The sequence below is a fragment of the Vibrio neptunius genome, from assembly GCF_000967495.1.
Classification (GTDB): Bacteria; Pseudomonadota; Gammaproteobacteria; order Enterobacterales; family Vibrionaceae; genus Vibrio; species Vibrio neptunius.
The window spans coordinates 1-25,496 of sequence record NZ_JXXU01000019.1 but is presented as its reverse complement, the minus strand read 5'-3'; the positions used below and the strand labels follow the sequence as shown (position 1 = coordinate 25,496).

General features: G+C 44.8%; 24 protein-coding genes and 1 pseudogene. 11 read left to right on the top strand and 14 right to left on the bottom strand.

What is annotated here, in order from left to right:
• The first annotated feature begins 68 nt into the window (after window positions 1-68).
• Window positions 69-827 (top strand): uridine phosphorylase, encoded by a 759-nt coding sequence (gene udp / locus TW84_RS07290; RefSeq protein ID WP_045974999.1) that lies wholly within the window; start codon window positions 69-71, stop codon window positions 825-827.
• A gap of 81 nt (window positions 828-908) precedes the next feature.
• Here the strand turns inward: udp and TW84_RS07285 are convergent, their stop codons facing one another.
• Window positions 909-1,721: a hypothetical protein gene (locus tag TW84_RS07285; protein WP_045974998.1), complete on the bottom strand. Its 813-nt coding sequence runs from the start codon at window positions 1,719-1,721 to the stop codon at window positions 909-911.
• Window positions 1,722-1,924: 203 nt separating this feature from the next.
• The gene (metG, locus tag TW84_RS07280) at window positions 1,925-3,985 is read right to left on the bottom strand and encodes a methionine--tRNA ligase (RefSeq protein ID WP_045974997.1); all 2,061 of its coding nucleotides are present in this window, start codon (window positions 3,983-3,985) and stop codon (window positions 1,925-1,927) included.
• Window positions 3,986-4,140: 155 nt separating this feature from the next.
• On the opposite strand from metG, the gene apbC reads away from it, so the two are divergent.
• The 3 genes from apbC (at window position 4,141) to TW84_RS07265 (ending at window position 8,430) form a co-directional block, all read left to right on the top strand.
• Entirely contained in the window at window positions 4,141-5,214 is a 1,074-nt protein-coding gene (apbC, locus tag TW84_RS07275) for an iron-sulfur cluster carrier protein ApbC (RefSeq protein WP_045974996.1), read from the top strand.
• A gap of 234 nt (window positions 5,215-5,448) precedes the next feature.
• A complete protein-coding gene (gene udk, locus TW84_RS07270; protein ID WP_045974995.1) occupies window positions 5,449-6,090 on the top strand; it encodes a uridine kinase in 642 nt (213 codons plus the stop codon).
• 147 nt (window positions 6,091-6,237) lie between these two features.
• Window positions 6,238-8,430 (top strand): AsmA family protein, encoded by a 2,193-nt coding sequence (locus TW84_RS07265; protein ID WP_045974994.1) that lies wholly within the window; start codon window positions 6,238-6,240, stop codon window positions 8,428-8,430.
• Window positions 8,431-8,605: 175 nt separating this feature from the next.
• Here the strand turns inward: TW84_RS07265 and cobO are convergent, their stop codons facing one another.
• The 5 genes from cobO to folK form a co-directional block, all read right to left on the bottom strand.
• Entirely contained in the window at window positions 8,606-9,211 is a 606-nt protein-coding gene (cobO, locus tag TW84_RS07260) for a cob(I)yrinic acid a,c-diamide adenosyltransferase (RefSeq protein ID WP_045974993.1), read from the bottom strand.
• A gap of 72 nt (window positions 9,212-9,283) precedes the next feature.
• Window positions 9,284-9,997 carry a dihydromonapterin reductase gene (gene folM, locus TW84_RS07255; RefSeq protein ID WP_045974992.1) on the bottom strand — a complete coding sequence of 238 codons (714 nt, stop codon included), beginning with the start codon at window positions 9,995-9,997 and terminating at the stop codon, window positions 9,284-9,286.
• Window positions 9,994-10,632, bottom strand: coding sequence for a GTP cyclohydrolase I FolE (gene folE / locus TW84_RS07250; protein WP_045974991.1), 639 nt, complete (start codon window positions 10,630-10,632; stop codon window positions 9,994-9,996). Before folE ends, folM begins: the two co-directional genes overlap by 4 nt.
• A gap of 2 nt (window positions 10,633-10,634) precedes the next feature.
• On the bottom strand, window positions 10,635-11,006 hold the full coding sequence (gene folX / locus TW84_RS07245; RefSeq protein ID WP_045974990.1) for a dihydroneopterin triphosphate 2'-epimerase: 372 nt from the start codon (window positions 11,004-11,006) through the stop codon (window positions 10,635-10,637).
• 89 nt (window positions 11,007-11,095) lie between these two features.
• On the bottom strand, window positions 11,096-11,608 hold the full coding sequence (gene folK, locus TW84_RS07240) for a 2-amino-4-hydroxy-6-hydroxymethyldihydropteridine diphosphokinase (RefSeq protein ID WP_045974989.1): 513 nt from the start codon (window positions 11,606-11,608) through the stop codon (window positions 11,096-11,098).
• Window positions 11,609-12,090: 482 nt separating this feature from the next.
• On the opposite strand from folK, the gene TW84_RS07235 reads away from it, so the two are divergent.
• Complete coding sequence (locus TW84_RS07235; protein WP_045974988.1) at window positions 12,091-12,555, top strand: low molecular weight protein-tyrosine-phosphatase; 465 nt, start codon at window positions 12,091-12,093, stop codon at window positions 12,553-12,555.
• A 1-nt stretch (window position 12,556) separates the two neighbouring features.
• Here TW84_RS07235 and TW84_RS07230 read toward each other — a convergent pair whose 3' ends face one another.
• From TW84_RS07230 to sodB, 3 genes are all read right to left on the bottom strand, one after another.
• Window positions 12,557-13,219, bottom strand: coding sequence for an SDR family oxidoreductase (locus tag TW84_RS07230; protein ID WP_045974987.1), 663 nt, complete (start codon window positions 13,217-13,219; stop codon window positions 12,557-12,559).
• Between the two features lie 198 nt (window positions 13,220-13,417).
• Window positions 13,418-13,927 carry a VC2046/SO_2500 family protein gene (locus tag TW84_RS07225; RefSeq protein ID WP_045974986.1) on the bottom strand — a complete coding sequence of 170 codons (510 nt, stop codon included), beginning with the start codon at window positions 13,925-13,927 and terminating at the stop codon, window positions 13,418-13,420.
• Between the two features lie 132 nt (window positions 13,928-14,059).
• Entirely contained in the window at window positions 14,060-14,644 is a 585-nt protein-coding gene (gene sodB, locus TW84_RS07220) for a superoxide dismutase [Fe] (protein WP_045974985.1), read from the bottom strand.
• A 254-nt stretch (window positions 14,645-14,898) separates the two neighbouring features.
• Here sodB and TW84_RS07215 point away from each other — a divergent pair, with 254 nt between their 5' ends.
• Together TW84_RS07215 and TW84_RS07210 are read left to right on the top strand one after the other, a co-directional pair.
• Entirely contained in the window at window positions 14,899-15,234 is a 336-nt protein-coding gene (locus tag TW84_RS07215) for a Grx4 family monothiol glutaredoxin (RefSeq protein WP_045974984.1), read from the top strand.
• A gap of 93 nt (window positions 15,235-15,327) precedes the next feature.
• A complete protein-coding gene (locus tag TW84_RS07210) occupies window positions 15,328-17,292 on the top strand; it encodes a DNA topoisomerase III (protein WP_045974983.1) in 1,965 nt (654 codons plus the stop codon).
• Here the strand turns inward: TW84_RS07210 and TW84_RS07205 are convergent.
• A pseudogene (locus tag TW84_RS07205) lies at window positions 17,289-17,621 on the bottom strand (helix-turn-helix transcriptional regulator); the annotation flags it as partial. The gene TW84_RS07210 and the pseudogene TW84_RS07205 overlap by 4 nt on opposite strands.
• Before the next feature lie 101 nt (window positions 17,622-17,722).
• Window positions 17,723-18,403, bottom strand: a complete 681-nt coding sequence (locus tag TW84_RS07200) for an SDR family oxidoreductase (protein WP_045974982.1) — start codon at window positions 18,401-18,403, stop codon at window positions 17,723-17,725.
• Between the two features lie 258 nt (window positions 18,404-18,661).
• Here TW84_RS07200 and TW84_RS07195 point away from each other — a divergent pair, with 258 nt between their 5' ends.
• The 3 genes from TW84_RS07195 to TW84_RS07185 all read left to right on the top strand — a co-directional run bounded on the left by TW84_RS07195 (window position 18,662) and on the right by TW84_RS07185 (window position 22,777).
• Complete coding sequence (locus tag TW84_RS07195) at window positions 18,662-19,588, top strand: histone deacetylase family protein (protein ID WP_045974981.1); 927 nt, start codon at window positions 18,662-18,664, stop codon at window positions 19,586-19,588.
• Between the two features lie 9 nt (window positions 19,589-19,597).
• Window positions 19,598-20,080 (top strand): NUDIX domain-containing protein, encoded by a 483-nt coding sequence (locus tag TW84_RS07190; protein WP_045974980.1) that lies wholly within the window; start codon window positions 19,598-19,600, stop codon window positions 20,078-20,080.
• Window positions 20,081-20,380: 300 nt separating this feature from the next.
• Window positions 20,381-22,777 (top strand): phosphoethanolamine transferase, encoded by a 2,397-nt coding sequence (locus TW84_RS07185; RefSeq protein WP_162197121.1) that lies wholly within the window; start codon window positions 20,381-20,383, stop codon window positions 22,775-22,777.
• Between the two features lie 327 nt (window positions 22,778-23,104).
• Here the strand turns inward: TW84_RS07185 and TW84_RS07180 are convergent, their stop codons facing one another.
• Both TW84_RS07180 and TW84_RS07175 read right to left on the bottom strand, forming a co-directional pair.
• Window positions 23,105-24,037: a sodium-dependent bicarbonate transport family permease gene (locus TW84_RS07180; protein ID WP_045974978.1), complete on the bottom strand. Its 933-nt coding sequence runs from the start codon at window positions 24,035-24,037 to the stop codon at window positions 23,105-23,107.
• A gap of 3 nt (window positions 24,038-24,040) precedes the next feature.
• Window positions 24,041-24,259, bottom strand: coding sequence for a hypothetical protein (locus TW84_RS07175; protein WP_045974977.1), 219 nt, complete (start codon window positions 24,257-24,259; stop codon window positions 24,041-24,043).
• A 117-nt stretch (window positions 24,260-24,376) separates the two neighbouring features.
• Here TW84_RS07175 and TW84_RS07170 point away from each other — a divergent pair, with 117 nt between their 5' ends.
• A complete protein-coding gene (locus TW84_RS07170) occupies window positions 24,377-25,309 on the top strand; it encodes a LysR family transcriptional regulator (RefSeq protein WP_045974976.1) in 933 nt (310 codons plus the stop codon).
• Window positions 25,310-25,496 lie beyond the last annotated feature (187 nt).

Here is a 25,496-nt window from a genome sequence, read left to right as displayed (position 1 = left end):
CCAATGAAATTTATAGAACGAACAGGTTCGTGTGTTGAATCAAGTTTCGTCAAACTAAGGAGCCCCCTATGTCTCAAGCCGTATTTCACTTAGGCGTTACTGAAGCTGATCTTGCTGGTGCCACGTTGGCGATCATCCCAGGTGACCCTGCACGCGTTCAAAAGATCGCAGAAGAAATGGAGAATCCGGTATTTTTGGCGAGCCACCGTGAATACACACTTTACCGTGCTGAGTTAGATGGTAAGCCGGTTGTTGTTTGTTCTACTGGTATTGGTGGTCCTTCTACTTCGATCGCTGTCGAAGAGTTGGCGCAACTAGGTGTACGTACTTTCCTACGAGTAGGAACAACGGGTGCAATTCAGCCACACGTTAACGTTGGTGACATGATTGTTTCAACAGGTTCTGTACGCCTAGATGGCGCTAGTCTTCACTTTGCTCCGATGGAATTCCCAGCAGTGGCTGATTTTGAAGTGGCGACAGCGATGAAAGCCGCTGTTGAAGAGTCTGGTGCAAATGTACACATGGGTGTTACTGCATCTAGTGATACCTTCTACCCAGGTCAGGAACGCTACGATACATTCTCAGGTCGCGTCGTCAAGCGTTTCCAAGGCTCGATGAAAGAATGGCAAGATATGGGCGTGCTGAACTTTGAAATGGAGTCTGCGACGCTACTTACCATGTGTGCAAGCTCAGGCTTGAAAGCGGGCTGTGTTGCGGGTGTTATCATCAACCGTACTCAGAAAGAGATCCCAGACCATTCAACGCTGAAAGAGACAGAAGCGCGTTCAATCAAAGTTGTGGTTGAAGCTGCACGCAAGATGCTTTAATAGCAAAATTTTCCCTTTCTAAAGCCCTGCTCTTTGAGCAGGGCTTTTTTTCTCGCAATACACCTGTAACGGGATGTTCGGCTAACTAAAAGCCACTTTAGGGAGAGGTAAATACAAACTTTCTGTCATGTTCGACAACATTTGGTCATACACCTGAGAAATAATCAGGGAGATATCTGTCGTCAGTTGGTAGAGCTCTTCCACTGAAAGCGCCATATCATCAGAAGCACCTATTTCGGACAAAGTATGCATGGACTTTGAGCTTAGCGGTGAGGCAATCGACATTGGACAAATTAAAGAGAGTTGATTAAGTTTTCGTCTCGACTTCTCACAATAGTATTTAACTCTTAGCATTCCCTCCGGGTAGTGTGCTTCTTGAATGCATACGCGTAACTGAGTAAGCACTTCCATACTATCTAACACTTGTTGCCAGTTTAGATGGTATTCGTCACTCAATTCTTCTCTTCCGGATTCAATCAGCCATGCAATAGCCACCTCATCCATCATGAACATACAATGACGGATGGCATGCCCATGAATGACTTGATTGCGCGCAACAGAACGTTGGGACCATTCTTTATGCAGTCCTTTCAGTTTGAGCTGCAGTATTCGATACATAGGTTTGTTTTCAAACTGTGCCACAGCGATAAGCTCTCCCGATTTTTCCATCATTTGGTCATAGATTCGTTCTAACTCAGGAAAGCTCTGAGATTGATCTTGAAGGGACAGTGCTTGATGAGTGAGCGATCTGTGCTGTCGACTCAGCAGCAAAACTTGCCTAAGTAATACGAGAATGTCGAATTTTCTCTGTAGTGTCGTTTGACGGTGTTTTGAAAAGTGAAACATCGCCAGCAAAATGCCAATGGATATAACGAGAGAAATGAGTACAAACATGACTGACTCCTTGTTGCTTGATACCTCTCAATGCTAGGAGCAGCTTTGATGCCAGAATTTTATCTATTATATTTCAATTACTTATTGTTTTTAGGTGTGCAGTTATGCTCTCAGAAGGTGCACGAACTCACCAAAAGTGTGAAATAGGGCACAAAAAAGCCCCGCTATAAAAGCGGGGCTTGAGTAACTGAAAGTCAGCTGGCTTACATGACGCGCATGCCTGGCTGGGCACCTTCGTGCGGCTCAAGGATCCAAAGATCACTGCCACCTGGGCCCGCTGCTAGTACCATGCCCTCAGACATACCAAACTTCATCTTACGTGGTTTAAGGTTTGCCACCATAACCGTGTGCTTACCAATCAGATCTTCAGGTTTGTAAGCTGACTTAATACCCGCAAATACCTGACGGACTTCACCACCGATATCCAGCTGCAATTTGAGAAGCTTGTTTGCTTTTGGCACTTCTTCACACTCAACGATCTTAGCGATACGAAGATCAACTTTGGCAAAGTCATCGAATTCGATTTCATCTGCAATTGGCTCTTTATCGAGTTCAGTCTGACTTGCTTGGTTCTTTGCTGCTTCTGCCGCTTCTTTTGCTGCAACTTCTGCTGCTGCATCTTCTTTTGAAGCTTCAACCATGGCTTCAACCTTCTTAGGATCGATACGGTTGAACAGTGCTTTGAACTTAGTGATTTCGTGACCCGTTAGTGGTGCAGCGATACCTTCCCAAGTCAGTTCTTCGTTTAGGAAGCCTTCCGTTCGCGCAGCAAGCTCTGGCATGACTGGTTTTAGGTAAGTCATCAGAACGCGGAATAGATTAATACCCACAGAACAGATGTCTTGTAGCTCTTGGTCTTTACCTTCTTCTTTGGCTACAACCCACGGTGCTTTTTCATCAACGTATTGGTTGGCTTTGTCTGCCAGTGCCGTGATTTCACGGATAGCACGGCCAAACTCACGAGTTTCGAAAAGCTCTGCAATGCGATCAGCAGCAGCAACGAATTCGTTGTATAGCTCTGGCTCAGCGAAGTTTTCAGACAGCTTGCCTTCGAAACGCTTACTGATGAAGCCGGCGTTACGAGACGCTAGGTTAACAATCTTGTTGACCACGTCTGCGTTCACACGCTGAGTGAAGTCTTCAAGGTTAAGATCGAGATCATCGATACGACTGTTTAGCTTAGCGGCGTAGTAGTAGCGTAGACACTCTGGGTCTAGGTGGTTCAAGTAAGTCGAGGCTTTGATGAATGTGCCTTTCGACTTAGACATCTTCGCACCGTTTACGGTTACGTAGCCGTGCACAAATACGTTGTTTGGCTTTCGGAAACCACTGCCTTCAAGCATTGCTGGCCAGAATAGCGAGTGGAAGTAAACAATGTCTTTACCAATGAAGTGGTAAAGCTCAGTTGTGCTATCTTTCTTCCAATACTCGTCGAAGTCTAGGTCATCGCGCTTGTCACATAGATTTTTGAATGAACCCATGTAGCCGATAGGGGCATCTAGCCACACGTAGAAGAACTTGTCTTTCTCACCTGGGATTTCAAAGCCGAAATACGGCGCATCACGAGAGATGTCCCACTGTTGAAGACCAGACTCAAACCACTCTTGCATCTTGTTTGCTGTTTCAGCTTGAAGTGAGCCAGAGCGGGTCCACTCTTGGAGCATGCTTTCGAACTGAGGTAGGTCGAAGAAGAAGTGCTCAGAGTCTTTCATCACTGGTGTCGCACCAGATACTGCTGACTTAGGATCAATCAGTTCAGTTGGGCTGTACGTTTCACCACAGTTGTCACAGTTGTCACCGTATTGGTCTTCTGACTTACATTTAGGGCAAGTGCCTTTTACGAAACGGTCCGGTAGGAACATCTCTTTTTCAGGGTCAAACAGCTGAGAGATAGTGCGGCTAGAGATAAAGCCATTCTTTTTCAGCTCTAGGTAAATGTGTGAAGCCAGCTCACGGTTCTCTTCAGAGTGTGTGCTGTGGTAGTTATCAAAGCTAATATCGAAGCCAGCGAAGTCTTTCTGGTGCTCTTCACTTACTGCAGCGATCATCTCTTCTGGCGTAATACCCATCTGTTGTGCTTTTAGCATGATTGGCGTGCCGTGAGCATCGTCAGCACAGATGAAGTTTACAGTGTTGCCACGTAGGCGTTGGTAGCGAACCCAGATGTCAGCTTGAATGTGCTCAAGCATATGACCTAGGTGAATCGAACCGTTAGCGTACGGAAGGGCACAAGTGACCAGTAGTTTTCTTGGATCGTTTGCCATACTTAATAATCGCTTCTTAAGGTGTATAAAAATAGAGAGTAATACTACCTTATCCCACCAATGACTCCAAGGAGTCATCAGCGTGATTACCTTAGTTTTTTCGGGGTTCAGTCCTGCGCCGCTCAGTGCTACGATTAGATGCATAAGGAGGACCTATGCGTCAGTTCACTTCAAAGCAAGATTTCTGTACTTGGTTAAACCAATTTGAGCACCCGAGTTTAGCTCCGCAATGGGCATCTGTGGCAAATATTGTCACGGTTGGAGCTAACGCTATCCAAATCGCGATTCCCTTCGCCGCCAAAGCGTTGGTTAGCGATTTGTCAGAGTGGGTTCATGATCAGCAGCAAAGTGGTGGGGTCACCGCTTTTGAGTGTGAGGTTTCTGTTGAACCTAAACCATTGGAAACTCATGTTGTTCATGAAGTCAAAGGTGTCAAAAATGTCATTGCAGTCACATCTGCGAAAGGTGGTGTCGGCAAATCGACAACTTCAGTTAACCTAGCGCTTGCCATGGCGCAATCTGGAGCAAAAGTCGGGCTACTTGATGCGGATATTTATGGCCCGTCCGTACCCATGATGTTAGGTCAGCAACAGGCAACACCAGTCGTTCGCGATGACAAGTGGATGCAGCCTATTGCTGCGCATGGCATTTATACACATTCGATTGGTTATCTGGTGTCGAAGGATGAAGCAGCAATCTGGCGCGGGCCGATGGCTTCCAAAGCGCTGGCTCAACTGTTGAATGAGACGGAATGGCCAGAGCTAGATTATTTGGTGATCGATATGCCGCCGGGGACAGGAGATATCCAACTGACACTTGCGCAGCAAATTCCAGTGACTGGAGCTGTGATAGTCACTACGCCACAAGATCTCGCATTAGCCGACGCGCGCAAAGGTGCGGCTATGTTTGAGAAGGTACAAGTACCTGTAGTAGGGTTAGTTGAGAACATGAGTTATCACATTTGCAGTCACTGTGGTGGTAAAGAACACATCTTTGGTGCTGGAGGGGCTGAGAAAATGTCGAGTGAGTATGGTCTGGACTTATTGGCCCAAATTCCTTTGCACATCTCTATGCGTGAAGACATTGATAATGGCTGTCCAACGGTGGCTGCGCGCCCAGACTCCGAACATGCCGCTCAATACATTCAACTAGCTGAATCTGTCTGTGCTCGAATGTACTGGCATGGTAAAGAAAAGCCCGCTTCTATCCAATTTACCATGGTCGAGTAACGATAAAACGAGTGCTTTTTAAGCACTCGTTTCTTCATCTTATGGCCTGTAAACGTTTGCGTTGAGCTTATTTATTCCATTTGTAGGTTTGGGTTAAATACTCACTAGTAACTGCAAGCCGAACTCCCTATAATCAGGCGGTTTATCTATTACACACTAATACACAATGTGCGCTTTATGCACACTGCTAGTATTAGAATATGACACCAATTCAATTCATCGGGTGCAAGAATAATGTCTGATAATAATCAATGCGTCATCGTCGGTATTGCTGGCGCGTCTGCTTCTGGAAAAAGTTTAATCGCCAGTACTATCTATAACGAACTTCGTGAGAAAGTGGGCGATCATCAAATTGGTGTGATTACGGAAGATTGCTACTACAACGATCAGGGTCACCTGAGCATGGAAGAGCGTGTTAAGACCAACTACGACCACCCGAGCGCGCTGGATCACGATCTTTTGTGTGAGCATCTTGAAATGCTGACTCGTGGTGAAGCTGTCGAAGTACCAGAATATAGCTACACGCACCACACACGCACAGACAATACCTCATCGATGACACCAAAAAAGGTGATCATTCTGGAAGGTATTCTTCTCCTGACTGATCCACGCTTACGTGATTTGATGCACGCGACCGTGTTTATGGACACCCCTCTCGACATTTGTCTGCTACGCCGTGTGAAGCGTGATGTGGAAGAGCGTGGTCGTACTATGGAATCTGTGCTGAAGCAATATCAAGAAACGGTACGTCCAATGTTTATGCAGTTTATCGAACCGTCAAAACAGTACGCGGATATCATTGTCCCTCGTGGTGGAAAAAACCGTATTGCGATCGACGTACTGAAAGCGCACATTGCAAAACTTTTGAAAGCTTAACCCTTTGTCTCATTCAGACGCTTTATTTTTTACGCAAGAAGTGGCACTTTAAGTGCCACTTTCTTTTTATGTTTCATAAACGTTTTTCGACAAGACTTATAATTGGGGTATTTGTCCACCAATACCCGAATAGCAAGGACAATGCTGATGAAGAAACTGTTGCTATATATAGCGATTCCTCTAGTAATCATTATCGGTGCACTATTGGCACTGGTGCTGTTGGTTAACCCAAACCAATTTAAACCCCTCATTGTTGAGCAGGCGCAAAAACAAACAGGCCTTGAGCTAATCATTGAAGGCGATATCAGCTGGCAATTCTACCCGTCTATCGGCTTTGAGCTAGGCAAAACAGAACTGCGTAATCCGCAGGGTTTTAGCCAGCCAAATATGTTTAAAGTTGACACAGTAGGCGTAGATGTTTCTGTTATGCCTTTACTCAGTCAACAACTTGAAATTGGCAATGTTACTCTCACGGGTGCTGAGTTTTACCTCGAAACACTCAAAGATGGTCGAAAGAACATTGATGTATTGACTCAGGCTCAAACTACGCAGGTGGAGGCCGCCGCAACGGTAACGGATACACCAAGCCCCGAAGCATCTGCGGAAAACGCTCCGTCAGAGTCAAGCCCAAGTCCTGTCTCTGCTTGGACGATTAATCTTGCAGGAGTCACCGTCTCCAATGCTGCGGTTGAAATCCAAGATAAACAGGCAGGCTCTTACACTAAGCTTTACGACGTATCGCTTAACTTGTCTGAGTTTGCTATCGACACTTGGACCAAAGCAGAATTTGCTGCCAAAGGCGAAAACAACCAGCAAAAATTCACGGCGCAAGGCAGTGCTGAATTTAAGCTAGCAAAAGGCTTTGCTGAGTATGCGTTGCGCAATATTGCTCTCAATGCGAGCTTTAGTGATCCAGCAACCAAGATGGATTCAATCAAGCTTGGGTTAGAAACGTTTGAGTTTGATAAAGCAAACGCTTTGACTTACAGCGTTGCAGGTACAGCTGCTGGTCTCGACATCGATATGAAAGGTGCAGGTGCGCTGACGATAGACACCGCGATTTCTAAAGTGGTGATGAATAAGCTGACTTTGGATGCGACATTCAAAGGTGATGCACTGCCTCAATCGCCAATGAAAGTGGATATGGCCTCTGATTTGACGTTTGATCTGACGAAAAGCCACTTGAGCTTTGTGTTAGAGAAATTAACCGCCAATGCTCTGGCTTTTGATGGTAAAGCGGATGTAACGCTAGGTGATATTCCAAAAGTACGTTTTGCTCTGCACAGTCCTAACATCGATTTGGATGAGTTTCTTGGTCTGAATAAGCCAGCAGAGAATGCTTCACAACCTGATACATCGGTTCCAGCAAATACAGACTCGACAAGCTCTAATAGCGACCCTGTATCCACAAATAGTGTTGCCGCATCGTCAAGTAAGCCACAAGCTGAAGTAGAACCTGATTTGTCAGCGTTGAAGACGTTGGACGTCAAAGGTGATATCACTATTGATAAGTTCAAAGCCAGCAACGCCAGAATGCAAAACGTTACAGCGAGCTTCTATGTCAATCGAGGGGTTGCAGAGTTGACATCGTTCTCGTCAAACTTGTACCAAGGTTCAATTACTGCAACCGCTAAATTGGATGCACGTAAGAGCCCAGCGTCTTACACAGCGAAGAAGCAAATCAAAGGTGTTAAAGTTCTGCCACTACTCAAAGACGTGGCAAACAATGACATGCTGGAAGGTACGGGCAACATTGATGTTGACGTTAAAGGCACCAGTCTGACCCCAACGGGTATTCAGAAAAACTTGGTCGGGACTGTAGGTATTAACTTCACCGATGGCGCCGTTAACGGTATCAACGTTGCACAATTGATTCGTGAAAACTACGCCAAAATAAAAGGCCAGAAAGTTGAGTCTAGCAATGAGACACAAAAGACGGACTTTAGTGCGATGAAGGCGACGCTGAAACTGAACAAGGGTAATGTCTCGACCAACGATTTAACGATGCAATCACCACTGTTGCGTATTCGTGGCAACGGTAGTGCCAATTACCTGACTCAAACCGTTGATTTCACGGTCAGTACTTCAATTGTCGGTTCTTTAGAGGGGCAGGGTGGCAAAGACATTGATGAGTTGCGTGATGTGACGATTCCAATCAACATTTCTGGCTCTTGGCAGCAGCCTAAATTCAAGCTGGTTTTCGATGATGTTCTGAAGCAAAAAGCGCAGAAAGAAATTGATCGCGGTCTGAAGAAACTTGATGAGAAGCTGGGTGACAAAATCAAAGATGAAAAGACCAAAGAAGTGATCAATGGTTTACTGAAAGGTTTGTTCAACTAATCGATTTGGATAGCAGTTGAAAGCGCACCCAAGGGTGCGCTTTTTATTTGGCGTCCGTTTATAACGTTACCATAAATGCTTGCAGATTCACCGGACGAATGTGCCTAGGTTCAAGGGAGGGAAAATGAAAACGTTGTTCTATCACCTAGTCTTCATTTTTTAACACCGCAGATGATTACCAATCAACACCCTTAAGTGCCTTCACTCCGGACTCAAAGGCATGCTTAACGTTCTTCACTTCAGAGACAGTATCTGCCATTTCGATCAAAGTGCGATGTGCGCCACGACCAGTGATCACAACGGATTGCATTTTGGGTCGCTTGTTCAATGCTTCTACGACTTCATCAAGCTCAACGTAACCGTAGCTGACCATATAAGTTAGTTCATCGAACAGAACCACATCGATAGATTCATCGGTCAGCATTCGTTTACACTCTTGCCAGACTTTTTGTGCGGCTTCAGTATCGGTGGTCTTATTCTGAGTTTCCCAAGTAAAACCCGTCGCCATCACTTGGAATTCAACCCCGAGCTTCTCTAGCAAATTACGCTCACCGTTGTCCCATGTCCCCTTAATAAACTGGGCGACGGAACACTTGAGGCCATGACCTACAGCACGGGCAATAGTACCAAATCCGGAAGTGGATTTACCTTTGCCGTTACCCGTGATGACCAGTAGCAAACCTTTTTCTTCCTGAGCAGCCGCTACTTTTGCGTCGATTTGCTCTTTTACTTTTTGCTGACGCGCTTTATGTCGTTCTTGCTTTGAATTTTGATCAGGCATGAATCATTCCCTAAGTGAGTTTAGCCTTATCATAACCAAAAAAAATGCTGCTAAATACCAGCAATCATTGTGTCATTTCAAATGTCTACCACCATCGAGATGGATATTCCTGCCAGTCATGTATTTGCTAGACATGATAAAACGAACGGCTTCTACTATCTCTTCAAAGCCTGCTTCTCTGGGGATGAGCGCTTTGGCGAGGGCCTTTCGTTTGTAGGCTTCATCATCATGCTGATTAAACTTGATCAGGGCTGGGGAAATGGTGTTCACCTTAATATTTGGCGCTAACATAGCTGAGAATGAAAGTGTTAGGTTATTGAGCGCAGCTTTACTTGCAGCATAGGCTGCGTGCTTTTTACTGCCTTTTTCAGCGACATAATCACTGATGTGGATAATGTCACTACTGTCTGGCCCCTGATTGAGTAAGCCTTGCAGTGCCAAGTTCATTTGATACGGGGCACTGACATGAATCGCCATCATTTTTTGTAATATTTGAGCGTGATTACTAGAATCCGCTGGCTTATCAGGGTACCAGTCTGAAGCATTGTGAATAATGCACCTTAGCTGGGCGTATTCATTGTTGAGGTATTGAATAAAGGCATCAATGCTTTGTTGATGATAGAAGTCAACCTGATGTAAATCGGCCCCTTGCGCTTGCAAAGATTCGAGCTCAGGGTAGTCGGTACGATAAGTACCAACGACCCTGTACTCATTAGCAAGAAAATCTTGTGCTAAGGCTAACCCCAATCTTTTACCAACGCCCGTGATCACTACCGTTCCTTTCATCCTAAAAACTCCGCACGGGTCTGTGGATTGGTTTTGAAAATACCGCCCAGTGCTGTAGTCGATGTTTCCGAGCTGGTGTCCATTACACCTCGGGACTTGACGCAGTAGTGCGTTGCTTTTATCGACACCGCAACATTTTCTGTTTCCGTCAGGGTCTGAATCGCGACTAAGACCTGCTGGGTGAGACGCTCTTGTACCTGTGGACGCTGTGCAAAGAAGCGTACGATACGATTGATTTTGGACAAACCTAAGATCTTGTTGTCTGGGATGTAGGCGACCTGAGCTAGGCCGTCGATAGTGATAAAGTGGTGCTCGCAGGTCGAGGTGAGGTTCACATCTGATACTTTGACCATCTCATCCACGGCCATTTTGTTTTCAATCACACTGATCTTAGGAAAGTTTTGGTAATCCAGACCAGAGAAAATCTCATGCACGTACATTTTTGCAATGCGGTGGGGGGTTTCAGACAAGCTGTCGTCAGTAAGATCTAGCCCTAATGTACTGACTACTTCAGTAAGTAGGCCTCGAATACGATGGTACTTTTCATCTGGCGTCATGTCGGATGGAACGAGTGGTGTTTCCAACCCGCGTGCGATTAACGCTTGTTGTACTTTGTGCGCTTCTGGTGAAATCATGCTTACTCTCCTGCTTGTGCTTTGTAGTTCAAGGTAAGAGAAACAGAGTCTGCAAATCTCAAAGCATGAGGTTTGTCGATTTTTACTTGAGCATATGAGACCCAAGGGTGATCGACACAGATCCCAAGAACATCGCTGGTCAATTTTTCCAGCAGTAAGAAACGGCCGTTTTCGACGTGGTGAATAATGCCTTTACAGATGGTCTTGTAATTCAAAGCGTTGTCAATATTGTCTTCTAAGCACAGTTTGTTAGCCGGGTAGTGAATTTCTGCGTTGATAATGATGTCTTGCTGCTTGGTTTTCTCTTCTTCGTTGAACCCGATATAGGTACGAAGTCTGAGGTTAGTGATTGTTATTATGGCATTGTGATTCATCTTAACTTCCCAATTTAGGATTACGGTAATCTCTACGTAATAGTAGCTTGCTGAGATCAGTTTGCATTTGGAAAGGTGTAGATGTGAATCTAAGCACGCTTCAGTGATGATTTATGCCATATGTGATCAGTCTTTGTTACCTGTTGAGTGTCTTTGTCGTACTCTCTCCAAAGTTGTGCATAGGTCTCTGTTGTGAGCGGGTGGATATCATCAGGGATAATGTCTGCAAGCGGGCGAAGTACAAAGGCGTTTTCAGTAATTTCTCCTCGTGGGAGTTCTACGCCATCAATGATACCGACCAGATCATCGAAAGTAAGTATGTCGAGATCCAGTGTTCTGGAGGCGAATTTTTCTCCAATTCGTATACGACCACTATCATCTTCAATCTGTCTGAGTATTTTTGCTAGTTCGCTTACGGATTGAGAGCACTCAAATCCTACGACTAAATTGAGGAAGTTTTCGCCCTTAAAACCCACAGGAACACAGTCGTAAAAGTTGGAAACGGTTAGAGGCGCGAAAAAGTGCTCAAGTGCGCTCAACGCTTGACTAACGTGAAATTCCCTGTCGATGTTGCTGCCAATACTGACGGTGACGTAATGCATGGTTGATGTCCTATCCGGTTTATGAGTCACAAAGTGGGTCGGTAAACTCGTTCATTCTCTTGCAAGTAGCAAACGTTCATTCACTGTGACAAAGTCGATGATATTTTATGGCCATCAGCTTAGTGAGAAAGCTTGATATTGTGAGATTTAGCGTTACGACTAGTATTGCCCGGTCGGGACCCACTCATGTATTTAAGACCAAGTCGTACACGATTTCTACATTTTGCTATCCCTCTTCTATGAGCGTCACAATCAATGCGGGTTCTTCAGTCGTTGCGACTTTAATTGCCCTTTGGTCCACGGAAGGTTGGGCTAAAAAGATCATCCATCGATGTGCGCAAAAACAGACGATGGGCTCTGACTTTGTAACAATGGTGTGGGTTACTTTAGATGAAAATGCCTCATCTAAGCCGAAGTTTGATAGCAGGTTTTAATGCTAAAATAATGTGCATGTTGGGCATAACAATTTTAGGAGTAACACTATGAATAATAGAAATAAACCATCAATACTTGTAGTGTGTATGGGGAACATTTGTCGTTCTCCAACCGGAGAAGCGATTCTGCGAGCGAAAGCAGAGCAAATGGGCGTAGATGTCGAAGTCGATTCGGCTGGTACGATTGGCTACCACCAAGGTAACCCTCCAGATCCCCGCTCGCAAGCTGCGGGAGAACAAAGAGGTTACTCATTTCAAGGGATTCGTTCTCGCCAAGTGGTCGATTACGATTTTGAGTATTTCGATCTGATTTTAGCAGCGGATAAAGACAACTTAGCCGATTTAAAAGCACAATGCCCTTTGCAACATCAAGGTAAGATCCGACTGTTTCTTAGTTTCGGCGAAGCCGCTGAAGAGGAAATCCCAGACCCTTATTACGGAGGAGACAAGGGATTTGAATTGGTGCTGGACTTGATCGAAGAAGCGTCAGAAAAGCTTCTTCGGTCCCTTTAGTTTAGGCGGCCATCACGCGGCCGCTGAAATAATCGTTTGAGACAATGTATTCTGTATTGCGGATCAGTTCATCGTGGATTTCAGCCCACTGTGTGTCTTCTTGTTCGTAGCAAGGGACCACACCACCGACGCGAATGTTAAACGGCGTTAGTTCTTTAGCCCAGCTCTGAGTAAAGCCGGCAACCATAGAGGTTGCGTTCTCAAACCCTGATAAATCATGGTAATTCGCGTGAGCAATCACATTTACAATCACGCCATTTTTTTTGTCTTGACGCATTTTTTCTGCCGTAGCTTGGCCAAAGCTAAACAATGTTGCGGCCATTAGAGATAAATGCTGCGTAAAAACATCTCCGGCCCGCTCATCAAAGAGCTTGGGCATCGCCTGACTGGTCAACGCATTGATCAACACATTGGGTGATTGATGAACCGATTGATCAATAAATCTGAACAGTGAGTGGATAGAATCCATGGAATGATCTGGCAAAGCATATTGATAAATATCAGGGGAAATGGCTTTACAACGCACGAAGGTTTCGTTCAATTGCACTGCACTTTTGTCGCATAAAATGACGGTGGCGCCTAGTGAAGCAAAGTGCGTAGCGAGTGTACTACCAAGCTGTGAGCCTGCCGAAGTGATTAAAATCACGGCACTTTTTATATCCATATAGAGAGCCTCCGTCCATAGCTGAAAAGGTTGTCCACATAGCATGGTAGATTAGTTGTTGCTTAAGTGTGAATAAGCTCAAATAACTTGTGCATATCTTGTGCTTAAAGCAAATAATTTGCGCTTATTCACATTTATAAGTGACAGGTTGAGTATTGAGTGGCGTAAGCCACAGAATTATGTGATCTCGCTAGATCTTTAAACTTGCGTTTGGATCTGGAAGGTGCGCTGAGCTTTGATCAACTGGTTGTAGAGATCGATTGGTATCAGCTCCTTAGCCTCTTTTTCGTCTAGTTGTCGGCGCTGATGCCCAGATAAATTATTGTAAATCTCTTCGGGAAGGTCGTGTGTATCTTCAGGCATGTAGGCCAAAACTTCTGGGTGAAGGTAGTGAGTGAGTTTGGCGCTTGGCAATCCCGCGCGATGAAACATATCGGCTTGTATCGCTGAAATTGGGTAGGAGCTTTGGTCAGAACGAATTTGCTGGGGAGGCTGTATTTCGAAGCGACGCCGCAACGCTTTTTCTGTCGTATCTTGTTCGTTTACTTTCTCGATAGGTGTGTTATCACGAACGTCGTCAGAAAACATCGACAGAATCAAGGCGAAGTCGGCGCGACGTCCTTCATGAACAGCATGGTTAATCCCCTTGCCGAACTGAAGTTCGTTAATAATGCCTGCTTTGTCTAGAGTGTGAATCTGAGTTTGCATGTTACCTCGCTTGATGACTATGTAGCGGCAATATCGAGGTGAACTTTAGGGGAAATAACTGACTAGAAAAGAAAAAAGCCAGCGAAGTGCTGGCTTTTTAAGCGACTAAACTTATCATCCTATAGGCAAGGATTATTTAGCTAGGTTTTCTGCTACGAAGTCCCAGTTAACTAGTGCCCAGAAACCATTCATGTAGTCTGGACGAACGTTACGGTAATCGATGTAGTAAGCGTGTTCCCACAGGTCAACAGTAAGAAGTGGCGTTGTACCTTCTTCTGTTAGAGGTGTCGCTGCGTTAGACGTGTTTACGATCTCTAGAGAGCCGTCTGCTTTCTTAACTAACCAAGTCCAAGAAGAACCGAAGTTGTTGATAGCAGAGTCTGTGAATTTTGCTTTGAACTCTTCGAAAGAACCGAATGCAGCATTGATTGCGTCTGCAACAGCACCTGTTGGCTCGCCACCTGCGTTTGGCGCTAGACAGTGCCAGTAGAACGTGTGGTTCCAGATCTGTGCAGCGTTGTTGAATACACCGCCAGTAGAAGTCTTGATGATGTCTTCTAGTGATTTACCTTCGAACTCTGTGCCTGGGATAAGACCGTTCAACTTAACAACGTAAGTGTTGTGGTGTTTACCGTGGTGGAAATCTAGAGTCTCTGCTGAGATATGTGGTTCTAGCGCGTCTTTTGCGTAAGGAAGAGCTGGTAGTTCAAATGCCATTGCTCGATTCTCCATTGATATGAAAGAGTTAAACTCTCTCGATTGCTTCCAGTGTTATTTATTATTCATGGCTCGCCAAAAGCCAACCATGTAATTTTGCTGACTTGGGTATAGTCTAACAAGTTTTTACTTTAATAAAAGCGCCTCGACAAATTTCTTTCTTCTATAAAACCGCAGATATTATAGGCTTTTTATTCTCAGCCAATGGTTTAAAATGGGCGAATCACTGGCAGTCACTCCATGAAGAGGAAGTAATGGAAACCATCGACAAAATCAAACAACAAATCGAAGAGAACGCTATCCTTCTTTACATGAAAGGTTCTCCAAAGCTACCTAGCTGCGGCTTCTCATCTCAGGCATCACAAGCACTAATGGCGTGTGGTGAAAAGTTCGCTTACGTAGATATTCTACAAAACCCAGATATCCGTGCTGAGCTACCTGCCTACGCACAATGGCCGACATTCCCACAGCTTTGGGTTGAAGGTGAGCTGATTGGTGGTTGTGACATCATTATTGAGATGTTCCAGAAAGGTGAACTTCAGCCTCTTATCAAAGAAGCAGCCGAGCGTGCTGGTACGGATGAAGAATAACTGAAAACCACTGTCTAAATTTACAGTTTTTCTTGATTTTTAAGGGCCACATTCGATAATGTGGCCCTTATTGTATCTGCCTGATTAAGTTTTATGTCACGTCTGTTTATTGCTGAAAAACCGAGCTTGGGTCGAGCTATCGCTGCGGCCCTGCCTAATCCGCAGAAGAAAGATCAAGGCTTTATTCGTTGTGGAAATGGCGACGTGGTGACCTGGTGTATTGGCCACTTGCTAGAGCAGGTAGAACCAGACGCCTACGATGACAGATACAAAAAATGGAATCTGGCTGATTTGCCAATCGTTCCTGAGCACTGGCAATTACGTCCTCGCAAGTCGGCTTCTAAACAACTGACAGTAGTTAAGAAACTACTCAAAGATGCGTCTGAAATCGTTCATGCTGGCGATCCTGATCGTGAAGGTCAGTTGTTGGTGGATGAAGTGTTGGATTACTGCAAAGTCAGTAAGACGAAAAAAGAAGCCACGCAACGCTTATTGATTAGCGACCTCAACTTACCAGCAGTTAAGCGCGCGCTAAATCAGATGCGCAGTAACCGCGAGTTTATTCCTCTTTCGGTCTCCGCTCTTGCTCGCTCCCGAGCTGACTGGCTGTATGGGATGAATATGTCCCGCGCTTATACGCTACTGGGGCAAAAAGCGGGCTATCAGGGGGTGTTGTCAGTCGGCAGAGTTCAGACGCCCGTGCTTGGGTTGGTGGTTCGTCGTGATGAAGAGATCGAGAACTTCGTTCCTCGTGACTATTTTACCTTGCATGCCTTGATCCCCTATCAGGATGGCAATAGTGCGTTTGATATCCGTGCTCGCTGGAAACCGAGTGAAGCATGTAAGCCTTGGCAAGATGAAGAGGGGCGGGTTCTCAATCGTAAACTGGTCGAGAATGTTTCCAATCGCATTACGAATCAGCCTGCCAAGGTGGTTGAGTCGGAGCAAAAACAAACTAAGCAATCGGCTCCTTTGCCTTATTCTCTTTCTGCGTTACAGATTGACGCTGCCAAGCGTTTTGGTATGAGTGCTCAACAGGTCTTAGATACCTGTCAATCTTTGTATGAAAAGCACAAGCTTATTACTTACCCTAGGTCGGACTGCCGATACCTGCCGCTGGAACATTATGGACAAGCCAACAGTGTCTGTGATGCGATATCGAATAACTGCAACGAGCTAGGTCAGGCGGTTCATGGTGCCAATTTAAGCCTCAAATCAAAAGCATGGAATGATAAAAAAGTGGACGCGCACCACGCGATCATTCCCACACCTAAAAAGGCTTCCGTTAATGCGCTATCAGGTAATGAGATGAAAATCTATCAGCAAATTGCTCGCCAGTATCTAATGCAGTTTTATCCAGCCGCGGTTTATGCAGAGGCGAAGCTGGTGTTTGACATCGCTGGAGGGACTTTTATTGCCAAAGGTCGCCAGCTTGTATCGGCTGGTTGGAAAGCGTTAATGGGAAAAGTGGACGATGACGATACAGGCGTTGACGCGGTTCCCCCGCTTGATGAAGGCACAGTGCTGACTTGTCGCGAAGGCGAGATTAAAGACCGTAAAACTGAGCCGCCCAAGCACTTTACTGAAGCGACGTTACTGCAAGCGATGACAGGCATTGCTCGTTTTGTTGAAGACAAAGAGCTGAAAAAAATCCTCAAAGAAACCGATGGCCTAGGTACCGAAGCGACTCGCGCAGGGATTTTGGATACGCTGTTTAAGCGTCAACTGCTGCAACGACAGGGCAAAACAATCCTCAGTTCACCAGCGGGAAGAGGGCTAGTGCATGCATTGCCTTCCGAGTCCACTTATCCCGATATGACGGCACATTGGGAACATCAGCTTCAAGGAATGGCTGAACGTAATCAAGCCTACAGCCCATTTATGCAGGCATTGCAAACGCGTATTGACGGTTTAATGCAGCAAGTCAAAGGCGGCGAAGTGCCTGAGTCGCTACGTCATCTTCCTAAGGTGGAACGACCTGCCTTTAAGCGTAAGCGGAGAAGCAGTGCGAAAGCTGGTGGCCAGAAACGTGCGACCACGCGTCGTAAGAGCAGTTAATGATTATTGCCTATAGTTCGCTGATACTTTCTTGGTGTGACGCCAAACTTTTCTCTAAAGCGCTGACGGAAGCGCTCCTCCGACTGATAACCGCACATTTGCGCTAACTGGTAGCCATCATATGGATGTTTTTGCATCAATTGCAATGCATGGCTAAGGCGCACCTGCGCCAGTAATTGCCGATACTGACTACCTTCCAGTTTAAGCTTTCGGATCAGCGTTGCCCGGCTCATACCAAAATGATCAGCAACTCCTTCAAGAGAATGATCGTCTGCTGGAGCGATGGAAAGGTACTGGGTGATAGTTTGTGTCAGTGATGTTTGGGCTGATTTTATGTAAGTTTAACGAGCTCAATCTGAATTGTTGGGCCTTAAAGTATCACATTCAATCTAATGTTAGTTAAAAGTGATACTTTTTGTTGATTTAGATATTACCAAGGAAGTGCGCTGCCATCATAGTTGATAAATTTACCAGAGCGGCTGATATCGGCGCTCTCGATCACTTCAACCAGTCCCGCGGCAGAGGTTTGCGTATCAATTAACGCGTTTGGTCCGCCCATTTCTGTTTGTACCCAACCTGGGTGAAGCGCTAAAACGGTGAAACCTTGACTGGAAAGGTCGTTACTCAGGCTTTTCACTACCGAGTTAAGCGCGGCTTTGGATGAGCGATAAATATAACCACCACCCGACGTATTTTCCGTCATGCTACCCACTTTAGAAGAGAGGCAGGCGATCTTTTTGAGCTGACCTCTTTGTAGATTGGGGAAAAGTGCTTCAACGAGTTTGAGTGGCGCGATGGTGTTAATTTCAAGTACTTTGCGCCACTCGTCGATATCGGTATGACCAAAGCTGTATCCTTTTGGCCCGTAATAGCCGGCATTATTGATCAGTACATCAAGTGCTGGTAGAGCGTTGGCGAACTCACTCAGACCTTGATAATCCGTCACTTCGAACAGATGACACGTCAGGTTGTCACCTTCCAGCTCAAGGAGCTCCTGCGAGCTTTTCTCTGAGCGATAGGTTGCGTGAACCTGCCAGCCTTGAGCAAGATAGTTTTTGACTAAGCTCAGCCCGATACCACGGTTAGCTCCGGTGATTAGAACAGTTTTCATGGAGAACTCCTGTAAAAGTATTTAGGCTATTTTGCTAAGCGGTCAACGTAAAATCAACCAGCCACCAAGCAGAGAACAGTATCAGTGAAAACAAAGATATAGCGCCTACTGAACCGACGATGACTCCTAGCAGTACAAACAGTTTCAGACGATGCAAAATCTCAAATCAATTAAATGAAAATTATTATCATTTAAGGTGATTTCAAACCATGATGCAACTTGTTACCATACTAAAAACTCAAATATCGACGGATATCAATGATTCCACTGATTTATCACTCCATCTACTCAGAGCTGCCGTTACCTCAAGGTCACCGATACCCGATCCATAAGTACCGACTGTTATTCAATGAAATCGAAAAAGTGCGTTTTCGTGACGAGCAGTGGCGAACATTTTTTCACTATTGTAAGCCCCAAGCGTTGACCCCTGATGAAGTGATTAAAACGCATTGTAAGCAATACGTGTCTGAACTGTTTTCTGGCCACTTGCCTGCAGCTCGGATGCGACGTATTGGTTTTCCGTGGAGTGAGTGCCTTATTGAACGTACGTTGACCTCGGCAGGTGGAACTTGCCTGACGGCTGAAAAAGCGATTGAATATGGTGTGGCTATCCACCTAAGTGGCGGATATCACCATGCGCATTATGATTTTGGCAGTGGTTTTTGTTTACTCAATGATTTGGTTTTGGCGGCGAAACGAGCATTAACCTATGAAAGTATCGACAAAGTGCTGATTGTTGATAGTGACGTTCACCATGGTGATGGAACAGCGACATTATGTGCCGATCACGATGACATAGTAACGCTCTCTTTTCATTGTGATAAAAACTTTCCTGCTCGCAAACCAGACTCAGATATGGATGTGGCTTTACCCCGTGAAACCTGTGATGAAGAGTTTCTTAGCTCGTTTGTCTCAGTTGTCGAAATGGCGATTATTCTGCATCAACCGGATTTGATCCTTTATGATGCGGGCGTGGACATCCATCAAGACGACGAGCTGGGTTACTTCAATGTTTCTACTCAAGCTATTTACCAAAGAGACGTTGCCATGTTTGAGCTGGCAAAGACAAACTCACTTCCGATAGGTTGTGTTGTTGGAGGCGGTTATCGAACGGATCACAGTGAATTGGTACCGATCCACATGCAGCTACTTAATGCGGCCTTTCAGGTCTATGGCAATCAATAAAGGTTAACAATGGAACAGAGAATTCGGGCGGCAGGTATACTCATCGACAATGACGCGATACTGCTTTTGAAAGTCAGAGACTTTACAGGAGAGTATTGGATCCCACCGGGTGGTGGCATGGAAGAGGGCGACAGAAGCTCAAAAGATTGTGTCGTGAGAGAATTTAAAGAAGAGGCTGGGCTAGATATTGAAGCCGGAGAACTGATTTGTGTACGTGAGTTTCTTGAAACACACAGAAACCGTTATCACTCCGAATTCTTCTATCATGTCTCACGCTATCATGGCGAGCCTCATATCGAGAACCTTGCAGGGCTTAACGATGAAGAATACATCCAGTCTGTGCAATGGGTGCCATTATCTGAACTGAACGACAAACGTATGTATCCGAAAGAGCTTAAAGATAAAGTACTGGAACTGATTAAGACCAAGAGCTTTTCTACTCATCTTGGTAGTTACGCGCAAGGCGATCAGGAAGAACTCAATCAGCTATAGATTGGGTGGTATTGTGTGAATGATAGTAGGTGGCCTGAAAGCCTTAGCCCTTCGGATAGGGCTTTGAAGGCTGGCTTGCATGAAAACCACGATGCTTATCATCTGCTTTGTCGATGGAATAAAAGATGTCAATAAGGTCAACCAACTAGGAGCATTAAAAGAGCATATTGAGTTTAAAGTTTGGTCACGCGTGTATTCACAAGTTAGTGTAAGCCATTATTGACTACAATTGCTGATGTACCCCATGGGTGACATTGCTCCAATACTTAAAACGCCAAGAAAATAACGGGATGTATGGATATGTCTCTTTCAAGCTTTATCTCACGCTTGCCACAATTGTTATTCTTGATCTTGTTTACTGCGTTGCTAGTCACAAACGTACGCTACGTCAATTCTGCCTCTTTATTCATGCAAGGCCTTGTTGCTTGCAGTGGCGTTTTATGGCTTGCTTGCTGCTTGCTTTACTCATGTAAAACTAAGTTGTTGTTCATTACTTTCCTGCTCAACCTGCTTAGTCTATCCGCTTATAAAGAGCTACTTGCTGTCAAACTCGAACTCAGCTCCTTTGTGATCATCAGTAATACTTGGTTGTTGCTGTATCTATCTAGCCAATCAGAATATGGGTTGCTTCGAATAGCTAGTAGAGTGCTTGTTACGATATTTGTAATTAGCTCAGTTGTGATTCTACTGACAGGTCTTTACTACGGCAGTTTGGATAAGGAATTCGTTTTTGCTCTGCTTCAAACGAACACTCAAGAAGCATCGGAATTTCTTGGTTATATAGCAGAGCCCAAAGCATTCATTATACTTGCAATAAGTGTTGTGCTGACAGGGTTCTGGTTACGCTATTCAGTCAATAAAAAACGAGCCAACTCGCCATTGTTTGCACTGGTACTCATTCCTTTGAGTTTCTTTTCACTCTTGCAACCAAATACGTTCAAAGGCTTTAGCAATGTCCTGAGTCATATCGAGCAGTATTACTTTGAGCTTGAACAACTTCGCGCCGTTATTGACAAACGAAAATCTTCAGCATCCAAATATAGCGTTACTACAAGTAGTGAGAATAGTCTGCATCTATTGGTTATTGGTGAATCGCTTTCTAGATTTCATATGTTTAATTATGGCTATCGTAGAGAAACGACACCATGGATAGCACAATCACAGCCTATTCAATTGCAGTATGCGTATTCTAATCACACCCATACCATGGAGGTACTAACCCTAGCTCTTACTCAGAGTAATCAATATAACCAACTCGATTACTTTGCCAGTGCATCGCTTATTGATGTGCTTAATCAAGTAGGGTTTCAAACGGCTTGGATCAGCAATCAAATGTCAGCTGGTGAATGGGACAACCACGTATCCGCACTTGCTTTTGAAAGTGACTATGTTCGGTTTATTAATACCAATGTTGGTAGATCCGACTTTAGCCGAAAGCAGGACGATGCCTTGATAGATGAACTGCGAGGTTATCTAGCGACGCAAGACCTCAATAAAAACCATTTCATCGTTCTGCATATGATGGGAAGTCATATTGCATATTGTGACCGAATAAAAGGGCAAGCACGTTCTCTTCCACCAGCTCCTAATTATTTATACAAGGGCAAACAAAACGACTGCTATGATGAAACGGTAGCATTTGCCGACCGGATCCTGTCTCAGGTTTATGAATTGGTTTCCAATACACCTCACTTCTCCTCAATGACCTTTTTCTCCGACCATGGAGAAGAAGTATTTGAAAAGTTAGGTCACGATTCTCGACGGTTTAAAGAGACAATGGCTGAAATCCCTTTTCTGGTTTGGAGCAAAGAGCCAAGGCCTAACCTTGTAAGCAATCAAGATAAAGTCTTTACTAATGACCTATTGTTTGACTATCTACTTGGTATCACCAAAATCAATAGCGATCTAAAAGCAGAACACCTCGATATAGGGTCAGACCGCTACTCCTTGCCGCTCCACCAAGCGAAAACTCTGCATGCCAGCCTGCCAATCTCGAGCTTATCACGGCATAAAACCAAGGTTAATCTTAACAAAAATAAAAACTTGATGGCGCATCGAGTCAATACTATTGGGGCGATGGACGACGCCAAACATCAAGGCTTTCAACGTATAGAATTAGATTTAATTATTAGTGATGGAATCATGCAAGTTGGGCATGATCATGAAACCTTAACTGGTCAGAGTCTAGAAGCGTATTTAGCGTATGAAAATCGATATTTTGAAGCGCTCTGGTTTGACATCAAGAATATTAATGAGCAGAACCTCTCTTTCGTACTTGAGACTCTGGAAAACCTTGATAGCCGATATCAGCTTAAAAGAAGAACTCTGATCGAAACCTCTTCGATTTCTCCTAGGATCTCAGAGCTTAGTGAAAAGGGGTGGAAAACCAGTTATTACCTACCAACCTCATTACCTCAGAGACTAACTAGCCAAGAGCAGACCCTAGCTTATGTGAGCCAACTTCAAGACCAACTAAAGTCTCAGCAGATGCGATCCTTGAGCTATGATATATCTCTGTTTGAGTTTGTAGACAAGTATTTGCTTGATAGCATCATTAAACCGTTGGGGCTTAAGATGAATACTTGGACACCCCTTAAGGCCAAGGACAGCGCTTTATTGAAAAAGCTCGAAAAGCTTGGAGCAAACCAAGGGTTTGAGAATGTGATCGTCATTCATACTACCCGGTTTCGACTTTAACCGATATTTAATAGGCTCCTATCCGAGGGCGAATACACTTACAGATTCGATTGCAGGAAATTAAGGACATACACCTCAAGAACTCGAGGACATACACCTCAAGAACTGCCGCATTCTTCTATCTCACTTCCCGCTATCATGGCGATCAGGAAGAACTCAATCAGCTATAGATTGGGTGGTATTGTGTGGGTGATAGTAGGTGGCCTGAAACCCCTCGAACATACAGCCCGACCAAGCGGCGCGCAAAGTTTTAGATTTACCGCCGTCTTGGTCTATTGAAACAGGGTGATGAAAACCCTCATCACCTCAGGTTAAAGCACGCACAAATTAGCTGCCCAAGTGCTGTCCAACGGCAATAAAGAAAGGGACATTAAACAAAACGTTGAAAGGGAAAGTGATCCCAAGTGACGCGGTAATCGACATGCCCGAGTTCGCTTCCGGTAAACTCTCTTTCATCGCTGCTGGTACGGCGATATAAGAAGCACTGGCTCCCAATACTGCCATTAGGGTAATGCCTCCGGCACTTAATTGTAGTGCTAGGCCAAGGGCTGTACCTGCGATACCTCCGAGCATTGGCATCAAAACCGCAAAGCTGATTAAAAATAGGCTATTTTTTTTCAACGCAGTTAACTGTTTGCCAGCCGTTAGGCCCATTTTCAACAGGAACAAAGCTAATACACCAGAGAACAGTTCTATAAACAATGGAGAGAGTTTGTGTACACTTTCCCCTCCAATATAGCCGATGATTAAGCTACCCATCATAAGAAGAATACTTGGGTTAGCGATTAGTTCCTTGCGGATAAAGGTCGTGTTGATATGCCTCAGGCTTCCTTTTGCTAATAAAAGACCGACCAGAATGGCGGGCATTTCGAGTAAAACGACAAAAAGTGGGAAGTAAGCCTCATAACTGATGTTTCCTGCCTCTAGTAAGGCGACTGCGACGGCATAGGTTGCGACACTTACAGAACCGTAATGGGCTGCAATCGCACCAGCATTGATGTTATCCAACTGACCGAAAAACCTAAGTATTGGATAAGCCACTAATGGAATAGTAAGGCCAAATGCCACTACCGCCACTGACATAGTGAGAAGGTCGGGGTCAAGATGCTTTTGCAGCGCTATGCCTCCCTTGAGACCAATGGCGATCATTAAAACTAGACTGAGCGCTTTATACAGATTTTCGGGGAATGGGATCTTAGCTCCCACCAATTGAATGACGATACCGAGAATGAAAAATGCAACGACCGCATCTATGACCATAATTTAATTGCCCTTGCTCAAGTACGGCACAGCTACTGTGTGAGTACTGAACCCCATTTTACGTATACAAGATATGACTGCGTTCAACGAGGTGAACCCCATCAGTGCTACGGCGATAGTGACGAAGCCAGATGGCTTATAACCTATTGATACACCGTAAAAATAAAACATAGTCAACATAACAATAGTGATCGCTGACAGGGCCATATTTCGATAATTCATAACAGTCTCCTTAAATTTTCAGCGCATGTTACTTTTAAAATATAATAGATTAAAATAGATAATATTAATGAAAATAATCTACTTTTATCTATATTATCAGTTGTTGTCGGAGGGATTATGGCGTCGAGGCTACACGCATATATCGGAACGTTTCGTCAGTTGGAAATTTTGCTCGCAGTTTATGAAGGGGGCAGCATAAAATCGGCAACAGAGACGCTGTTTTTAACTCAGCCGACGGTTTCTATGCAGCTAAAAAAGCTAACAGAAGCGATCGGTTTGCCACTTTATCAACAGGTAGGCAAAAAAATGAAGTTTACCGATGCTGGTCTGGCAACGGTAGAAACGGCAAAAAAAATACTACACAGTTGCGAAGAATTGGACATGCTTCTTTCCAGTTTGAGGGGACTGGAATCAGGAACTCTGAGGTTGGCTGTTACCACGACGGCCAAGTATTTCACACCGCACCTACTGGGGCCATTTCGTGAGCGCTATCCGGGGATAGATATTCAGCTCACGATAGCCAACAGGCAGCAAGTTATTGATCGTTATGAAAATGGAGTCGATGACTTTTACGTGTTTAGCCATTTACCAGACAGCCAGGAGCTTGAAAAGATAGAATTCATGTCAAACGATCTCGTTGCGATCGCAGAAGCCAGTCATCCTTTTGCCCAAAAAAAGAGCGTTTCGCTGCAAGAATTCTGTGAGGAGGATTTTCTCATTCGTGAGGTTGGCTCAGGGACAAGATATGCAACAGAAGCATTCTTTAAAGACCACCCGTATCAGCCCAACATTAAAATGACTATAGCCAGTAACGAAGCCATCATTCACTCGGTCTTATCGCGACTGGGTGTTTCGATTCTGTCGGCACATACTTTGGCTTTTGGTAACGTCTACAATGTAAAAGTGGTTAACGTGGAATCCTTACCCATTAAAACTAAATGGTCGTTTTACTGGGCGAAAAATACACCTTTATCACCACTCGCTAAAGTTTTCCTCAACTATGTAGAGACTGAAGGCAGAGAGATAATGCAGAAAGTCAGTCAGCTTTAAACTGTTACAAAGCTGATAAACTAATTCAATTAAGGTTCCGGCTTTGTGATTCACCAACAGTTGCTGAACCCCAATACATACACAGGCTCCCTGTTTAGGGAGCCTATTACTACTTACTCTTCTTCTATAACATTCACCAATTGCTTTAAGTGTTTTAGAAGTCGCACCTGCTCTTCAGATGAAGCTG

Coding starts and splice junctions, on each gene's coding strand:
- folX (WP_045974990.1), bottom strand. CDS start 11,006: ATGAATCACAATGCCATAATAACAATCACTAACCTCAGACTTCGTACC.
- TW84_RS07190 (WP_045974980.1), top strand. CDS start 19,598: ATGGAACAGAGAATTCGGGCGGCAGGTATACTCATCGACAATGACGCG.
- folK (WP_045974989.1), bottom strand. CDS start 11,608: ATGCATTACGTCACCGTCAGTATTGGCAGCAACATCGACAGGGAATTT.
- TW84_RS07170 (WP_045974976.1), top strand. CDS start 24,377: ATGGCGTCGAGGCTACACGCATATATCGGAACGTTTCGTCAGTTGGAA.
- TW84_RS07235 (WP_045974988.1), top strand. CDS start 12,091: ATGAATAATAGAAATAAACCATCAATACTTGTAGTGTGTATGGGGAAC.
- TW84_RS07225 (WP_045974986.1), bottom strand. CDS start 13,927: ATGCAAACTCAGATTCACACTCTAGACAAAGCAGGCATTATTAACGAA.
- folM (WP_045974992.1), bottom strand. CDS start 9,997: ATGAAAGGAACGGTAGTGATCACGGGCGTTGGTAAAAGATTGGGGTTA.
- TW84_RS07285 (WP_045974998.1), bottom strand. CDS start 1,721: ATGTTTGTACTCATTTCTCTCGTTATATCCATTGGCATTTTGCTGGCG.
- TW84_RS07210 (WP_045974983.1), top strand. CDS start 15,328: ATGTCACGTCTGTTTATTGCTGAAAAACCGAGCTTGGGTCGAGCTATC.
- TW84_RS07180 (WP_045974978.1), bottom strand. CDS start 24,037: ATGGTCATAGATGCGGTCGTTGCATTTTTCATTCTCGGTATCGTCATT.
- TW84_RS07265 (WP_045974994.1), top strand. CDS start 6,238: ATGAAGAAACTGTTGCTATATATAGCGATTCCTCTAGTAATCATTATC.
- metG (WP_045974997.1), bottom strand. CDS start 3,985: ATGGCAAACGATCCAAGAAAACTACTGGTCACTTGTGCCCTTCCGTAC.
- TW84_RS07195 (WP_045974981.1), top strand. CDS start 18,662: ATGATTCCACTGATTTATCACTCCATCTACTCAGAGCTGCCGTTACCT.
- udk (WP_045974995.1), top strand. CDS start 5,449: ATGTCTGATAATAATCAATGCGTCATCGTCGGTATTGCTGGCGCGTCT.
- udp (WP_045974999.1), top strand. CDS start 69: ATGTCTCAAGCCGTATTTCACTTAGGCGTTACTGAAGCTGATCTTGCT.
- TW84_RS07200 (WP_045974982.1), bottom strand. CDS start 18,403: ATGAAAACTGTTCTAATCACCGGAGCTAACCGTGGTATCGGGCTGAGC.
- TW84_RS07185 (WP_162197121.1), top strand. CDS start 20,381: ATGTCTCTTTCAAGCTTTATCTCACGCTTGCCACAATTGTTATTCTTG.
- TW84_RS07175 (WP_045974977.1), bottom strand. CDS start 24,259: ATGAATTATCGAAATATGGCCCTGTCAGCGATCACTATTGTTATGTTG.
- apbC (WP_045974996.1), top strand. CDS start 4,141: ATGCGTCAGTTCACTTCAAAGCAAGATTTCTGTACTTGGTTAAACCAA.
- sodB (WP_045974985.1), bottom strand. CDS start 14,644: ATGGCATTTGAACTACCAGCTCTTCCTTACGCAAAAGACGCGCTAGAA.
- folE (WP_045974991.1), bottom strand. CDS start 10,632: ATGATTTCACCAGAAGCGCACAAAGTACAACAAGCGTTAATCGCACGC.
- TW84_RS07230 (WP_045974987.1), bottom strand. CDS start 13,219: ATGGATATAAAAAGTGCCGTGATTTTAATCACTTCGGCAGGCTCACAG.
- TW84_RS07215 (WP_045974984.1), top strand. CDS start 14,899: ATGGAAACCATCGACAAAATCAAACAACAAATCGAAGAGAACGCTATC.
- cobO (WP_045974993.1), bottom strand. CDS start 9,211: ATGCCTGATCAAAATTCAAAGCAAGAACGACATAAAGCGCGTCAGCAA.